Origin of the sequence: Aquamicrobium terrae, assembly GCF_040545735.1 — a bacterium.
GTDB lineage: Bacteria > Pseudomonadota > Alphaproteobacteria > Rhizobiales > Rhizobiaceae > Mesorhizobium > Mesorhizobium terrae_A.
On record NZ_JBEPML010000022.1, the window covers coordinates 1 to 14,881 of the forward strand.

At 63.0% G+C, this 14,881-nt stretch carries 13 protein-coding genes; 2 read left to right on the forward strand and 11 right to left on the reverse strand.

All coding sequences use genetic code 11. From position 1 onward, the window contains the following. Nucleotides 1-50: 50 nt before the first annotated feature. The 10 genes from ABID37_RS22130 to wrbA form a co-directional block, all read right to left on the reverse strand. Entirely contained in the window at nt 51-1,415 is a 1,365-nt protein-coding gene (locus ABID37_RS22130; RefSeq protein ID WP_354198761.1) for a PAS domain S-box protein, read from the reverse strand. A 202-nt stretch (nt 1,416-1,617) separates the two neighbouring features. Next, complete coding sequence (locus ABID37_RS22135; protein WP_354198763.1) at nt 1,618-2,283, reverse strand: phosphoribosyltransferase; 666 nt, start codon at nt 2,281-2,283, stop codon at nt 1,618-1,620. A 3-nt stretch (nt 2,284-2,286) separates the two neighbouring features. After that, nucleotides 2,287-2,715, reverse strand: a complete 429-nt coding sequence (locus ABID37_RS22140) for a DUF2267 domain-containing protein (RefSeq protein ID WP_354198765.1) — start codon at nt 2,713-2,715, stop codon at nt 2,287-2,289. Between the two features lie 103 nt (nt 2,716-2,818). Beyond that, nucleotides 2,819-5,632, reverse strand: coding sequence for a cation-translocating P-type ATPase (locus ABID37_RS22145; protein WP_354198767.1), 2,814 nt, complete (start codon nt 5,630-5,632; stop codon nt 2,819-2,821). Between the two features lie 36 nt (nt 5,633-5,668). After that, nucleotides 5,669-6,640, reverse strand: a complete 972-nt coding sequence (locus ABID37_RS22150) for a calcium/sodium antiporter (RefSeq protein WP_354198769.1) — start codon at nt 6,638-6,640, stop codon at nt 5,669-5,671. Nucleotides 6,641-6,694: 54 nt separating this feature from the next. Next, a complete protein-coding gene (locus tag ABID37_RS22155) occupies nt 6,695-7,099 on the reverse strand; it encodes a baeRF12 domain-containing protein (RefSeq protein ID WP_354198771.1) in 405 nt (134 codons plus the stop codon). A gap of 270 nt (nt 7,100-7,369) precedes the next feature. Then, the gene (locus ABID37_RS22160; protein ID WP_354198773.1) at nt 7,370-8,692 is read right to left on the reverse strand and encodes an acetamidase/formamidase family protein; all 1,323 of its coding nucleotides are present in this window, start codon (nt 8,690-8,692) and stop codon (nt 7,370-7,372) included. A gap of 345 nt (nt 8,693-9,037) precedes the next feature. Continuing rightward, nucleotides 9,038-9,427 (reverse strand): VOC family protein, encoded by a 390-nt coding sequence (locus tag ABID37_RS22165; RefSeq protein ID WP_354198775.1) that lies wholly within the window; start codon nt 9,425-9,427, stop codon nt 9,038-9,040. After that, entirely contained in the window at nt 9,427-10,674 is a 1,248-nt protein-coding gene (locus ABID37_RS22170; RefSeq protein ID WP_354198777.1) for an MFS transporter, read from the reverse strand. Before ABID37_RS22170 ends, ABID37_RS22165 begins: the two co-directional genes overlap by 1 nt. After that, nucleotides 10,674-11,300: an NAD(P)H:quinone oxidoreductase gene (gene wrbA / locus ABID37_RS22175; RefSeq protein ID WP_354198779.1), complete on the reverse strand. Its 627-nt coding sequence runs from the start codon at nt 11,298-11,300 to the stop codon at nt 10,674-10,676. The genes ABID37_RS22170 and wrbA overlap by 1 nt, the downstream gene beginning before the upstream one ends. Before the next feature lie 104 nt (nt 11,301-11,404). On the opposite strand from wrbA, the gene ABID37_RS22180 reads away from it, so the two are divergent. Next, nucleotides 11,405-12,319: a LysR family transcriptional regulator gene (locus ABID37_RS22180; protein ID WP_354198781.1), complete on the forward strand. Its 915-nt coding sequence runs from the start codon at nt 11,405-11,407 to the stop codon at nt 12,317-12,319. Between the two features lie 154 nt (nt 12,320-12,473). Here ABID37_RS22180 and ABID37_RS22185 read toward each other — a convergent pair whose 3' ends face one another. Further along, complete coding sequence (locus ABID37_RS22185) at nt 12,474-13,373, reverse strand: LysR family transcriptional regulator (protein WP_354198783.1); 900 nt, start codon at nt 13,371-13,373, stop codon at nt 12,474-12,476. Nucleotides 13,374-13,469: 96 nt separating this feature from the next. Between ABID37_RS22185 and ABID37_RS22190 the strand changes: the two genes are divergently transcribed. After that, entirely contained in the window at nt 13,470-14,843 is a 1,374-nt protein-coding gene (locus ABID37_RS22190; RefSeq protein ID WP_354198785.1) for a M20/M25/M40 family metallo-hydrolase, read from the forward strand. Nucleotides 14,844-14,881: the final 38 nt, after the last annotated feature.

Here is a 14,881-nt window from a genome sequence, read left to right on the forward strand (position 1 = left end):
GGGTCTCATCTGCGTTCCTTACGTCACTGCGACGAGACCCAATCCCTCCATTATCCGCAACCCCAGATCTGTGCCAAAGGCGCTGACGCCGAACAGTCGTCGGAAATTCCCGGTCCCGTATCGGCCACCTCGATCATGATATGTTCGTCGCCGTTGCGCCTCGTCCTGACATGGAGTTCGCGCCGTTCACTGTCGCCCATGGCTTCCAGCGCGTTGCGCATCAGATTGATCAGCACCTGCTGGATCTGGACCCGGTCGATCAGCACGTCGCCGGTGTTGGCGGCAAAGTCGAAGGTGGAGCGGACACCCCTCTCGCGCGAGCCGATGAGCGCTAGCGCGCCTGCCTCCTCGATCACCCTGCGAATGTCGGCCGGCGCTTTCGTGCTTTCACCACGGCTGAGAAACTCGCGCAGATTGCTGATGATGTCGCCGGCGCGCAGCGACTGTTGAGCCGTTTCCTGCAAGGCTTCCTTCAACTGTTGCGAGTTGGCGCCTCCGGGCCGCTCAAGAAGCCGCACGCAGCCTTGCGTGTAGTTGGAAATCGCGGCCAGCGGCTGGTTGAGCTCGTGGGCCAGCGCCGAGGCCATTTCGCCCAGCTCGCTGAGTCGCGCCAGCCTGGCCAGTTCCGCCTGAAGCTCCTGCAACTGCGCTTCCGATTCCTGGCGCTCGGTAAGATCGCGAATGAAGCCGGTGAAGAAGATTTGTCCATGGGACTGCATCTCGCCCACGGCGAGTTTCATCGGAAAGGTGGAACCGTCTTTCCTGCGCCCCACCACAACGCGGTCGATGCCGATGATGCGCCGTTCGCCGGTGGTGAGATAGCGCCGGATATAGCCGTCGTGCTCACCGCGATACGGCTCGGGCATCAGGAGCTTGATGTTCCGGCCGACGACCTCGTTCTTCGCATAACCGAACTGGCGCACGGCTGCGGCGCTGAAGGATGTGATGATACCCTTGTCGTCGATAACGATCGTGGCATCGGGAACCGTATCGAGGATCGAGCGCAAATGCGCCTCGCTCGCCCGCAACGTGCTTTCGGTGTGTTCGAGCACCCGGCGCGCGTGATGCAGCATCTCGCCCATCCAGGCGATGACGAGGCCGACGAGGACGAAGACCGCAACCTGCAACCAGAATGTCGGGTCGGAGCCGGCAAGAAAAAAGACGACCATGGTCGAAAGCGCCAGCGCAAACAGGCCCTGCCCAATGCCCCCCGCAATCGCCGCGACAAGGATCGCCGGCACGAACAGCACGAAAACAGCCGCGTTTCCCAGCACCTCCTGCAATGGAAGCCGGATTGCCAGCGCAACGGCAACGGCGGCGGCGGCAAGAAGATAACCCCGCCACCCTTCGAAGCGGCGGGAAAACACAGCCTGTAGAAAACTTCCATTCTGTCCGGCTATGTCTATAGCTGGCATGCCTCTTCCGGATCTCTCAACCATCCTGCCTGCGTGCAGCCGCTGCTTCCGGAACACCCGGCGGTCACTCCGAGCTCTGGGACGGCGCCCCTCGCACTACAAGGTCAGGGTATTGTCGACCGGAGCAATGCTACATCCGCTTTCGTGCAAATAACAGCCCGACAAACGGCGCACCTTTGACGAAACGGGAGACGTCGGAATCTCAAGCTGGCGGTGGAGGACCCTTCCTCAGCGGTTCCGGTTTCGGCAGCATGGCGATCATCTCATCGTCGGTAAGCTGAGGAAAGTCGCGATAGTGATAGCCGAGCGCGAGGAAGCGGGCGGGCTGGTTGAGGCAGACGACCTTGTCCGCTTCCCGACCCAGTTCCTCCAGCGTTGCCGGCGGGGCGACAGGGAGGGCGATGACGATCCCGCGGGGCGAGCGGCGTTTCAGGGCACGGATTGCCACTTTCATAGTCGTTCCCGTGGCGGCCCCATCATCGACCAGGATCACCGTCCTCTCGGCGACCGGGATCGGCGGTCGCCCCGCCCGGTACACATGACGCCGCCGTTCCAGCTCCGGGCGCTCCCGGTCCGTCAGCATCCGCAACTCGGCATCGTCGAGCCTGTAGGCCTCGACGATCTCGCGATTGAGGACCAGGTCGGGCGGGTCGCCGTCGACCATTGCCGCGACAGCCAGTTCGGGGTTTCCCGGTGCCCCCACCTTGCGCACGATGAGCAGGTCGAGCGGCGCCTTGAGCGCCCGGGCGATCTCGATCGCGACCGGCACCCCGCCGCGCGGCAATGCCAGAACGACGGGATTGCGCAGGCCGAGCCCGCCCAGTTCGGCGGCCAGCTTCTGTCCGGCTTCCGTACGGTCGCGGAACATGGCTCAGTCCGTCGGCCACAATGCGCGTAGCGACTTCTTCATGGAATTCCTGACCTCCTCGATCTCGCCGCGCGAGACATGACGCTCAAGCACGCTGAAAACGGCGGCGATGGCTTCATCCGGATCGTCCAGCCCGTCGTCGCGGAAGGCTTCCTTTATCCGGGCGACGAACTCTTCCTTCCTGCGGTCCCAGACCGGCGTTTCCTTCGGCTTCCAGCCTTCAAAATAGATGCCGCGGATGAGAACGGGCAGTTGCGCGGAAAGATCGAGCATCTCCTCCTGCGGAAGCCAGTCCCGCAGCGTGTGCAGGACGTTGCGCAAGAGACGATAGGCCCTCGCGTCGGTCCAGTCCAGATCGTCGGCAAGCTCGTTGACCCATTGCTGGGCCTGCTGCGCTGCGTGCGTGAATGTTGCTATGGACGTACCGCTCATGATGCCAGCTCCCTGGTTTCGGTCGAGCCCGCACAGCGATGCATCTGGTATCGTCGGGCCCGATCCGGCAAGGGCCACAGCAAACTCCATCCGCCGCTTTCCATCATTGATGGCGATCAAAACTGCGCCTGTGCCTGAATTGGGCAAGGACAGCCTTTTCCATTTCCCGCAGCCAGAGCACGGAACTTGCGACGGTGCTGCACAGCAACCAGTCGCCGGGGCCCAGGCCAACGGTAGAGAAGGCCTCCTGAAGGAAAGGTGTATAGATAACGGCGGCGTGGAGGGCGACCGACAGGGCGACCGCGCCCCACAGCCAGCGGTTCGAGAACAGTCCGTCGAAGGCACTGCGCTCGTCGGAGCGCGCATTGAAGACATTGAAGAGCTGGAACAGCGTCAGCGTCGTGAAGGCCATGGTCTGCGCATAGCGTGTGGAACCCGTCCCTTCGATCAGGCCGCCCGGCAGCGAGGCGTCGAGGACCATCAGCGTGCCAGTGGCCATCACAAGGCCTACGAAGACGATACCGGCCCACATGCGCGGCGTTATCATGCCTTCCCCACGCGGGCGTGGCGGCCGCGTCATCGCACGGCCGTTGGCGGGGTCGATGCCGAGCGCGAGGGCGGGGGCCCCATCGGTAACGAGATTGATCCACAGAATCTGGGTGGCCAGGAGCGGCAGCACCAGCCCGCTGCCGTCCGAAAGGCCGATCACCCCGGCCAGCAGCACGCCGAAGAACATGGTCATGACCTCGCCGACATTCGAGGACAGCAGGTAGCGGAGGAACTTCCGGATGTTGGAGAAGATCATGCGCCCTTCTTCCACCGCGGCGACGATGGAGGCGAAGTTATCGTCTGCCAGCACGAAGTCGGCCGCTTGCCTCGAAACGTCGGTACCGGTGATGCCCATGGCGATGCCGATGTCGGCGGCCTTGAGAGCCGGGGCGTCATTGACCCCGTCTCCGGTCATGGCGACCGTTGCGCCCTGCCGTTGCAGGGCGGTGACGAGCCTCAGCTTATGGGCGGGATCCACTCGCGCATAAACGGAAATCTCCTGCACCACAGCGTCGAGTTCCTTGTCGGACATGCTTTCGATCTCCGCGCCGGTAACCGCCCGCCGATCCTCCGTTATGCCCAGTTCGCGGGCGATCACGACAGCGGTGCCCGGATGGTCTCCGGTGATCATGATCGTGCGGATGCCTGCCGCCTTTGCCCGTGCCACCGCCTCGCGTGCTTCGGCTCGCGGCGGGTCGATCATTCCGACGAGGCCGAGGAAGACGAGCCGCGTCTCCGTTCGCTCGTCCGGCGGCGTGTCTTCCCCATCCAGCGTGCGGAACGCCACTCCGAGCGTGCGCAGCGCCTGCGCCGCCAGTGCCTCGTTGGCAAGCGCTATTTCGGTTCGGCGCCCCCCTGTCAGCGGCCGTGTCGTCTCTCCCACCAGTTCATCGGTGCATTTTTGCAGCAGGACGTCGGCAGCGCCCTTGGTGAAAATGCGTGTGCCGTCACGCTCCGCATCGGCATGGATCGTGCTCATCAGCTTGCGTTCCGACGAGAACGGGATTTCACCGATGCGCGCGAACCGGCTCTTGAGTGCTGCCTGCTCGAAGCCTGCCTTGCGGGCGGCCACGATCAGCGCCCCTTCGGTCGGGTCGCCGCCGATCGACCAGCGCCCGTCGCGCTCCGTCAGAACCGCATTGTTGGCGCAGCCCGCGGCGGCGAGAGTGCGGAAGGCTTCGGCGCGCAGAGCTTCCTCGTTGTCCGGCGTCCCGTCCGGCTCGACCCTGCCATGGGGCGCATAGCCGGTGCCGCCGAACTGCATGGTCCCGCTTGCCGTCACCACCTTGCGCACCGTCATTTCATTGCGGGTGAGCGTGCCGGTCTTGTCCGAGCAGATGACGTTGGCCGATCCCAGCGTCTCGACCGCCGCCAGCCGGCGCACGATCGCGTTGCGCTTCGCCATGCGCTGGACGCCGAGCGCCAGCACCGCCGTCACCACCGCCGGCAGGCCTTCCGGCACGGCAGCCACGGCCAGCGCCACACCCAGCAGAAGGATGTCGAACAAGCCGGGGAGGCCGCGCACCTCCGACACAGACAGAACGGCTACGACGATGACTGCGGCAATGCCGATCACGACCATGCCGAGCAGCCGTCCGGCCCGGTCGAGATCCGCCTGCAACGGAGTGGCCTCGTCGGGCGTCGCCTCAAGCATGCCGGCGATCCTGCCCATTTCCGAGCTCATCCCCGTGGCTGTGACAATAGCTCTCGCATGGCCGCGCGTCACCGATGTGCCGCTGAAGATCATGTTGCGTCGATCGCCCAACGCAACCTCCTGGCTGATCGGGTCCACATTTTTCGATACGGGCGCGCTTTCGCCCGTCAGTGCCGCCTCGGCCACCTGTAAGGCCGATGCCTCGATCAGCCGCGCATCTGCCGGCACGGTCCCGCCTTCCTCGACAAGCACGATATCGCCGGGTACGAGCAGCCTGGAGGGGATTGTCCGCCTCACGCCATTGCGAATGACGGTCGCGCGGGGAGACGCCATCTGGCGCAGAGCCCGCAGGGCCTCTTCGGCACGCGCCTGCTGGACGTGGCTCATCACGGCGTTGAGCAGCACGATGCCGAGGATCGCCATCGCCTCATAGGGCAATGCCGATTCCCGCTCGATTAGCCAGAGCGTTCCCGAAATTGCGGCGGCGGCCAGCAGCAGCAACACCAGAACGTCGGTGAACTGGCCAAGGAACCGCCGCCACGCCGCCACGGGCGGGTGTTCCCTGATCCGGTTTTCGCCGAACCTTCCAAGCCTGACCTGCGCTTCCGAGCCGCTCAGGCCGTTGTCCGGGTCCACCGCCAGAGCCGACGAGATGGCTGTCGCCGTATCGCGCCAGGGTACCGCGATATCGGAAGGAGTGGATATGGCGGTCATCGTGGTTCGGTTCCTGTCATCTTCAACCTGCGTTCTTCATCCGCGCGCAATCACGAGATAGGCGAGGTAGGCGAGATAGGCGGTGACGAAGGCCGCGCCCTCCGCCCGGGTGACCCGGCGGCCGCTGAGAAAGATCGGCACACAGGCGATGGCCGCGGCGCCCATCACCGGAATGTCGATGTGGACCAGCGCCGGCTCGACCGAAATGCCGGTGGAGGGCGCCAGTGCCGTGATGCCGAGAATGAAGAGGATGTTATAGACGCTGCTGCCCAAAAGGTTGCCGACGGCGATATCCCGCTCCTGGCGCAGCGTCGACACGATCGTTGTGACCAGTTCCGGCGAGGATGTACCGATAGCCACGATGGTGAGCCCGATGAAGGCGTCGGAAACGCCCATCATCCGGGCAAGATCGACCGCGCCGTGGACGAGCCATTCGGCCCCGACCACCACGATGGCGATGCCGGCCAGCAGCACCATCAGGCTCGTGCCGGCCTTGCGTGTGTGGCCGTTGGCGGGCGGCACCGGATATTCTCTCGAGAACTCGGCGATGACGGCGCGGCTCTCACGGCGGGCCCAACGGATGATGGCGCCGGTATAGGCGATGCCGGCCAGGAAGAGTGCCATGCCTTCCACACGCGTCAGCATGCCATCCCAAGCCATGGCGAGCAGGGCCAGCGCCGCCGCGGTCATCACCGGCAGGTCGAAACGCAGCGTGCGCATCTCCAACGACAGCGGCATCAGCAGGGCGCTGAGGCCGAGGATGAAGAGGATGTTGAAGCTGTTGGTGCCGGCAATATTGCCAACGGCCAACGAGCCATTGCCTTGCAGCGCCGCCTCGATCCCCACCGCAAGCTCGGGTGTACTGGTCCCCACCGCCACGATTGTCAGGCCGATCAGGATGGGCGGGATGCCGATGAGAGCCGCAAGCCTGGAGCCGGCCCGCACCACCAACTCCGACCCGGCAACGAGCAGGGAAAGACCGAACAGGCACCAAGCCAGCGCGGTCACGCCGGCCCCCGCCGCGCTGCGACACAGCGGGCGATGGTGAGGTGGCTGCCCATGCTACCCCTTCGCCAGCGCGGCTTCGATGGCCTCGACCGCATGTCCGGTCAGGTCCCTCGTCATCTCGCCGATCAGCTTCGAGCGGGTTTCGTCGTGATAGTGCCGGCGCAGCTCGCCCAGCGAGCGCGGATCGGCGACGATGTAGAGCGCATCGATGCGGCCCTCCAGCGCCAACCGGTTCAGGCAGGCAGCCACGGCGGCGGCGAAGTCGTCCTCACGCAGCCGCGCGGCATCCGGATTGGCCGCCACGCTGCGGTGCCGCATTCCCGAGCCCTGGTTGACAGCCTCGATATCCGGGATATCCAGCGCTACGAGTTGGATATGCGGCTCGGCGGCCTTGTTGCGGAACAGGCGCAGTTTCTCCCCATCCATCACGGCGACGGTGGCATCGTGCGGCAAGATCATCGGGCTCTCCTTCAGGCGATGGCGATGCGTGAAGTATGAGCCTGCCGGATGGCGAAGCCTTGATTGGCGTCAAAGCAGAAACCGGTTGAGGTGATCTCGCATCCCGGCCAGTCGGCTTGAAGGTAGCCAGATGCAAGCCGGATATGGTCGTCGTGGCAGCTTCAAACGGCATCGTCCCCTCTTGTGTGGGCGATGCCGTTGTCCGATAGGGCGGTTTCTCCAAGCCACGCCCATCACATGATGGTCGATGGGGAAAACGTGGCCTACATTTCACAAATTATACTGTTCGCGCGCATAGCCACCCAGACCCACGGCGTCGAGCCGTTCCATGGGAGCGAGGAAGGTGACCTGAATGACGCCCGGAGCACGGCCGATCTCGATTGCGCCGTTCACCGTGGCTCTGTTGCGCACCTCGGGAACGGTCATGCCGAGAAGCTTCGCCGCCCGTTCGAGGCCATTGTCGATGGCTGCATTCATGTTGGCCGCGGTTCCGATGACGGAGATGGGCGCAAGCTCTTCAAGACTGTTCATGCCCCATGTGCGGGCCAGACGCTCGGCCCGTGCGCGCTCGTCGGTGCTGAAGGGACGCGCAAGAGGCGGCAGGTCTTCCGGAAGCGGGAACAGCACCGGGCCGTCGATGGGATAGTTCTTCACCACCTCGACCTGCAAGGTGACGCTGCCTGCGACATCCATCGTGTGGCCGGCGATCTCGCCGTCACCCTGGGCGGCGTGCATATCACCCATATAAACGCCGGCACCCTTCACCTTGACCGGCGCGATCAGAATTGCCCCCGGCCGCACGGCGTCGATGTCCATATGGCCGTCGGTCTTGTGCTCGGCGAGCTGTTCGGCTGTGATTGCGTAGGAATGCGGCGCGCCGACGAGGAATGCGCCGAAGTCGCCGGCATTATGCGAATCCGGCATCGGGTGCGAAGGAGTCGTGCCGAGTTGTCCGAGGAAGGGGCGCATGCGCACCATGACGCCGGGCATGTCCGATGGCGCATAGGTCAGGATCGGATGCTGCACCGATTCATCGGGCAGGGCGGCATAGTGATGCGCGTTGCGTGCGATCTTCTCCGCCGCCTCTTTCGGCACGGTCACGCCGACGCGGCGCGTCTCGTCGAAGACGACGGTGTAGCCGTGTACGATCTCGAACGGCTTCACCGCGTTGCCGCATTTGTCGCACCTGACGGCGTCCTGGCCGATGCCTTCCACGTGCGTCTCCGGCCACACCTCGTCGCAGGTCGGGCATCGGGCTGCGACATAGGGATCGCCGAGGCAGAAGCCTTCCGGTGAGGAGTCGTGCCCGGATGCGGTGGCGATGGCCGTCACGGTAATATCGCGGATGCGCATCGCGATCCCGTCGCCCGGTTCCGCCCCGTCGACACAGACAGGCTGCGTGACCTCGTGGCCGCCGCGCAGGCGCGGGGTGATCATTGGTCCCCAGCAGCCTGGAGCTGTGTTCGCGATGATGGTGCCACCGTTCTCCACTGGCCCAAGCATCGGGGCGTTCGGATCGAGGACGCTGTTGGTGAAGCCATGGACGATGACACTACGCTGAGGCGATGCGGAGATCGCGCTTTCCTTGTTCATCTCACGACTCCCTCCATGTTTTTGACAGAGTATCACATCGTGCTCGCCCATGGGGATGTCTGGTCGGTAAGCCTCCAACATAGGCATTTGTTACAGTTTATACCCTCCGGCGATCATGTTCCGCGAGGCCGGCCATGGCCGGCAATGGCAGTCTCGCGAAGCCGAACCAGCCGCGCCCGGCAGGTGCCTGATCGGCATCGACAGTACGAGCAGGTTTCGGGAACCTTGATGCGGATCAAGCCCGCGACTGCCCCACCCGACACCTTTGCACCGCTATCGACCATCTATCTGGGCCAGAAACACCCTGCCCTCCACCGGGCCCCATTCGCTGGATTCTGTGCGGCTTCAGGGTTGCCAACCGCCACTGCCGTAGGGGCGCGTGATCACTTCTAGGAGATGCCCGTTGAGATCGTCGAAATACAGGCCCCGGCCTCCATCATGGTGGTTCAGCCCCAGTGTGCGCCTTCCGGGATCCGCCCAATGCGGCAGGCTCCCAGTTTGGATACGTGCCAGGATCGCGTCAAAACTCGCGTCATCGACCAGAAACGCATAGTGCTGCGAGACAATTTCGTGATCGACGTCCATGTAGTCGAGGTTTGCGCTATTGTCGGTCGTGACCATCCAGAACGGGCCCCATTGCTTGGGCTCTGGCAGCGACAGCATTTCGGCAAGGAAATGAGCAGACGCTTGCGAATCCTTTGCCGAGAGGATCGTGTGGTTGAAATCGACGCTCATTAGCGGTTCTCCTTCGTTTCAGGATGGAGGTTGACGGTGGGAGAATGCTGAACCTTCGGCTGAATGCGTTTTCCAAATGCCGCCACCACAGGCACTGCGAGCAAGGCCGCTCCGGTGACAATGTAGGCTGCCGCACTCCAGCCGTAAGTGTCTATTGCGGTTCCGACAGCCGTGGGGCCGAGGATCTGGCCCAAATTGTTGCCCTGAACGATCAGACCGATAACCACTGGGACCAGTCCCGCTGCAGGCGCCACGATCGGGGCGGATGACAGAAGGGTCGCCGGGATCAGTCCACCAACGGCCGAGAACAAAATACAGAGAATGAAGGTAGCCGTGTCTGGCAATATGGAGAGGAAAATGCCGAAACTGGCTGCTCCCATCATCAAGCAGGCCCCGATAAGCAGCACAGTCCGGCCGATTCCGCGGGAAAGCAGGACGCCCGCCGCCAGATTGCCGATCACATTTATCGCCGAAGCAAGGGCGCTCAGCAGTCCTGCGGTTTGGTGAGAGACACCCATTCGCTCCATCAACAGGACGGGCAAGAAGCTGAACAGCGCGAAAAACATCAGGCTGTAGAGTGCGAATGTAACGGCAAGTGCGAGGGCCCCCCCGGCATGGAAGACTGCAACCGTATCGATTTGCAGACGACGCCAGGACCAGGGTTGACGCTCGTTGGAGGAGGGAATGACGAACGGCACAAGCAGGCAGATGACCAGGGTAAGCGCGCTGCTCGCCCACCACATGATCCGCCAATCCCCGAACATGGGGCCTACCAGCATTGCAACCGCCATGCCGACCGGCATGAAGCAACTCCAAAGTGCAAACGCCAGATCGCGGTCGGACGGTTGCGCGACATGGCTTAGGATCGATGGCGCCGCCACACTGATCAGCAGGAATCCAGCACCTTCGATGACGCGCGCAAGCAAGAGCCCTGACAAGCCGGTGACCACCGCCCCGAATGCAGCCCCGGTTGTCGTAACGAGCAGCCCGATGATCAACAGGCGCCGGCTGCCGAAACTGCCGACAAGCGCTCCGGTCGGAATGCCCCCGACAAGCCCAAGAGCCGCAAAAATCCCCGTCAACCAGCCAATCGCCGTCAATCCGATTCCGAGATCGGCTTGCAGCAAGGGGGCGGCAATGGCCGCCTTCCCAACCTGCAATGCCGCCACGATGCCCGCACCAACGATCAGAAACACGGCGGCCCATCGGGTGGACGATGGTTCCGACATCATGGCATGATCCTTCATCACGCCGCCTTTGCCTGGCGACCGGTGGCCAACGCCAACGCGATCTCGGCGACATGCCGCCCCTGGAAGCGGGCTCCCGCGAGTTCGTTTTCGCTTGGTTGGCGGTCACCGCCGTTGCCGTCATCGGCTAGGGTAGACGCGCCATAGGGGGAGCAGCCTGTAATCTGATCCATCCGCATCTGTCTCTTGAAGCTGTAGGGCAGGCCGACAATGATCATCCCAAGATGGAAGAGAACGGTCTGTGTGGACTTTATGGTTGTCTCCTGACCACCATGCTGGCTGCCGGTCGAGGTGAAGACGCTGCCGACCTTGCCAACAAGCTTGTCTTCGAACCAAAGGCCGCCGGTTTGGTCGAGGAAGTTCTTCATCTGTGAGGCCATATTGCCAAAGCGCGTCGGTGTGCCCAAGATAATGGCGTCATAATCGGCAAGCTCGGCCACCGTGGCCACGGGCGCCTGCTGATCGGTCTTGTAGTCCGACTTCCTGGCAACCGTATCGGGCACAAGTTCAGGAACACGCTTCACATCAACGGAAGCGCCTGTCTGGCGAACGCCTTCCGCGACTGCGGCGGCCATCGTCTCAATGTGACCGTAAGAGGAATAGTAGAGTATCAGAACCTTGGCCATCCTTGCCACCTCACTTCAGCTCTTAGCATGGAGCTGAGGTTGCCCGCTTTGATCGACCGATTTAAGTGATATAATTTTTATCAAGTCGATCAACTGAGGTGATCATGCTCGATGCGCTGACCCTTGACCAGATGCGAACATTCATCGCGATCGCAGACACCGGCAGCTTTCGGGCCGCCGCGCAGAGATTGTCGCGTGTTCAGTCAGGGGTGAGTGTTGCGATCGCCAACCTGGAAGCACAGCTCGGCGTCGAATTGTTCGACCGATCCGGACACCGGCCTGTATTGACACCACAAGGCCAGGTACTCCTTGGCAACGCGCGAGACATCATTGTTCGTGTTGATGCGCTGCGGGCCAAAGCGCGCGGATTTGCAGCAGGAGTGGAAACCGAACTCGGGATCGCGGTTGATACGCTTTTTCCTGTGCAGCAGGTTGGTCGGGTGATCTCCCAGATGCGCGAGAGCTTTCCGTCTGTGTCCGTTCGTGTCCAGGTCGTGCCTCTCGGCGGGCCACTTGAGGCTCTCAGGCAGAAGCGTTGCGCGCTCTCCATTATGGTTGGCGAGGAATTCCGTGATCCGCGCATCAGATTCGACGCTTTGACTTCCATAACTCAAGTTGCCGTGGTCGCATCCGGGCATCCACTCACCCAGGGCAAAGGAGGTCGGTCACTGGAGGCTCTGGATCTCGCCGATCATCTTCAGATCGTTTTGTCCGACCCCTCTCCGATATCAGAGGGTCGTGACTTTGGAGTGATCTCGCCGCAAACATGTCGCGTGAATACCCAGGATGCCAAGCATAACCTCATTCTGGGCGGCGTTGGCTGGGGGCGCTTGCCCTTTTGGCTGGTGGAGCGCGACCTCGAACAAGGACGCCTCATCAGGATGAATGTGAGCGCGCTCGGACGTAACGGTGAAGTCGTGTCTGAAGCCTATATTGCGCATCGCCTGGACGAATCCATGGGGCCGGCGACGCGGCAGCTTGCGGACATCCTCATCAATCTGACCAAACGCAGCGCCTGACGTGACAACGAAGGCCACCGATGCTCGGCCTCGACGCTGCCCGCCATTCCGTGCCCGTATAGGGGGGTGGGAGCCGGTAAGTCTTGGCGCCTTGCGATGGCGTGCATCGGGGGAATTTGCCGTGCCACGGCGGGCGGACGGGCTGGGAGCTTGCCTACATCCAGCCCAGCGCCGTGATATCGCGCCGGTCGGCGGGCATCCTGGCTGCCTCTGCAAAGATGGCCTTGACGATCGAGCGCTCGCGCTCTGACTTCAGGCAGGCGATGTAATCCGTCGTCATCAGCTCGTCGTCCTCGATAGGTATGGCCTGGACACGGGTAGAGGCCAGCGCCTCCAACTCCCACACGATCCCGCAGCCGAGCCCCGACGCCACGGCCTCGATCAGGGCCTCGCGGCTGCCCAGTTCCAGCACGATACGCGGCTTGATGCCGATGCGCCCCAGCGCGGCGTTGATGAGAGCCTGCGTGGTCGAACCGTCCTCGCGGCCGATCATCGGTTCGTTCTCCAGTTCCTCCAGCTTCACCGTCTTGCGCCCGACAAAGCGATGACTGCGCGAAGTAATGAGAACGCCGCGATGGTGCCACAGCGTCACCGCATGCACGCGCGGATGATCAAAGATCAGCGGCAATACCCCGACATCCACATGCCGGTCGAGCAGCTTCTGGCGTACCACCTGGGTGTTGCCGGTCGATACTGACAGGCGCACACGCGGATGGCGGGCGAGGAACTTGGCGAACAAACCCATGACGATTTGCGGCCCGTCGACCGCCAGGCGCAACTGGCCGCGCTGCTCCTCGCTGGAAACGGAAAGGGTCTCGTCGATCTGTTCCTCGAGACTGGCTAGCTGGCGCGAGAGCGTGAACAGACGCTCGCCTGCCTGAGTAAGGCGCACACCCCGCGCATCGCGCTCGAAAAGTTTGAGCCCGTGCCTTTCCTCAAGTGAGCGAACCTGAATGGTCAGAGCCGGCTGCGTCAAACCCAGAACCTCGGCGGCCCGCGAGAAGCTGCCCTCCCGGGCGACTGCGTCGAAAGCCCTTATCTGGGTATAGATCATGACCATCCATTCTTTGGTCAAGGTATAAATTCTATTCGAATATACGGCAATAGTTTTAATTTGCCTTATAGCGCCGGAAGCAGAATTCTACCCTTCATGATGGACCAGACAAGCATCCTCCCGAACGCCGCAGCACAGGCCGTCAAGGTCGCGCGGGCCAACCGCCAACGCAGTATCGAGGCCCTCGCCACTCTTGTCCGAATCCCCTCGCTGACCGGCGAGGAAGGCGCTGCGCAGGCGCATCTGTGCGCCATGCTGGAGGCTGTCGGGGCCGACGTGAGCAAGGCCGAACCGGACGTCGAGGCGATGTTCGCCGCTTATCCCGAAATCGCCCAATATCCCACTCACTGGCAGCACGATCTCATCCTCCCCTATACTGACATGCCGAGCTTCACCGCCCTAAAGGAGAGCGGCCTTGCCGTCGTGCTCAATTATGATGGCCGCCCCAACGTGGTGGGCACTTGGCGCGGCAGTGGCGGCGGACGTTCGCTGATCCTCAACGGCCATGTCGATACCGTCACTATCGAGCCCAGCGCCGGCTGGAGCTTCGATCCATTCGGCGCCGAAATCGCCGACGGACGCCTGTACGGACGCGGTGCCTGCGACATGAAGGGCGGGCTCATGGCCGCCTTGATGGCGTTGACCTATCTGCACGAGGCGGACGTGAGGCTGCGCGGTAATGTCAGCCTGCAATGCGTGGTGAACGAGGAACATGCCGGCAACGGCACACTCGACCTGATACGCCGCGGTTTGCGCGCCGATGCCGCCATTGTGCTCGAACCGACTGGCAATACGATCCGCCATACCCATCCGGGCGGGCTCTACTGGCAGGTTTCTCTCACCGGCGTGCCACGTTCGCCAGGTGCGCGCTGGGATGGCACCGACCTCGAAGGACTGGGCGCCATCGATGCCTTGCCGCCAGTGATCGAGGCGCTGCTCGAACTGGAGCGTCGCTACAATGTGGCAACGCCGCCGGGTGAGAAGGCCCCCTTTGCCTTGACCATAGGCCGCGTTTGCGGCGGCCACTACGAAACCTCTAGCGCGGCCGAGGCCCTTTTGAAGGGCGGCGCCTATTTCGCACCATCGGTTGGCAGCGTCACTGATGTGATGGCGAGCTTCCGCGCCGCCATTACAGAGGCCAACGCCACCGACGGGCGGCTGAAACGCCATCCGGCAAAGCTCGAATTCCTGCATCATGACGATGCAACCGACCAGCCAGCGGATCTCGAAGTGGCGCGGGTGATGAGCAAGGTGCTGGCAAGCCAGGGTGCGGATACCGGAGCCTATCCCGGCCATTTCTGCTGCGACCTGCGCCACTTCGTCAATCAGGGCGGCATGACGGGCATCGTGTTCGGTCCCGGCTCGATCGCCCAGGCCCACAAGCCCGACGAGTATATTCCGGTCGCTGAATATCTGGAGGCCATCGAACTGTTGGCGCTCTTCATTGCCGAATGGTGCGGGGTCGAATAATCGGGCCACGCCGTCAATGACAACAAGAAGCAAAAGGG

Excerpts from the sequence above, each read along its gene's own strand:
- ABID37_RS22130 (WP_354198761.1), bottom strand. The coding sequence starts at position 1,415 with ATGCCAGCTATAGACATAGCCGGACAGAATGGAAGTTTTCTACAGGCT.
- ABID37_RS22135 (WP_354198763.1), bottom strand. The coding sequence starts at position 2,283 with ATGTTCCGCGACCGTACGGAAGCCGGACAGAAGCTGGCCGCCGAACTG.
- ABID37_RS22140 (WP_354198765.1), bottom strand. The coding sequence starts at position 2,715 with ATGAGCGGTACGTCCATAGCAACATTCACGCACGCAGCGCAGCAGGCC.
- ABID37_RS22145 (WP_354198767.1), bottom strand. The coding sequence starts at position 5,632 with ATGACCGCCATATCCACTCCTTCCGATATCGCGGTACCCTGGCGCGAT.
- ABID37_RS22155 (WP_354198771.1), bottom strand. The coding sequence starts at position 7,099 with ATGATCTTGCCGCACGATGCCACCGTCGCCGTGATGGATGGGGAGAAA.
- ABID37_RS22160 (WP_354198773.1), bottom strand. The coding sequence starts at position 8,692 with ATGAACAAGGAAAGCGCGATCTCCGCATCGCCTCAGCGTAGTGTCATC.
- ABID37_RS22165 (WP_354198775.1), bottom strand. The coding sequence starts at position 9,427 with ATGAGCGTCGATTTCAACCACACGATCCTCTCGGCAAAGGATTCGCAA.
- ABID37_RS22170 (WP_354198777.1), bottom strand. The coding sequence starts at position 10,674 with ATGAAGGATCATGCCATGATGTCGGAACCATCGTCCACCCGATGGGCC.
- wrbA (WP_354198779.1), bottom strand. The coding sequence starts at position 11,300 with ATGGCCAAGGTTCTGATACTCTACTATTCCTCTTACGGTCACATTGAG.
- ABID37_RS22180 (WP_354198781.1), top strand. The coding sequence starts at position 11,405 with ATGCTCGATGCGCTGACCCTTGACCAGATGCGAACATTCATCGCGATC.
- ABID37_RS22185 (WP_354198783.1), bottom strand. The coding sequence starts at position 13,373 with ATGATCTATACCCAGATAAGGGCTTTCGACGCAGTCGCCCGGGAGGGC.
- ABID37_RS22190 (WP_354198785.1), top strand. The coding sequence starts at position 13,470 with ATGATGGACCAGACAAGCATCCTCCCGAACGCCGCAGCACAGGCCGTC.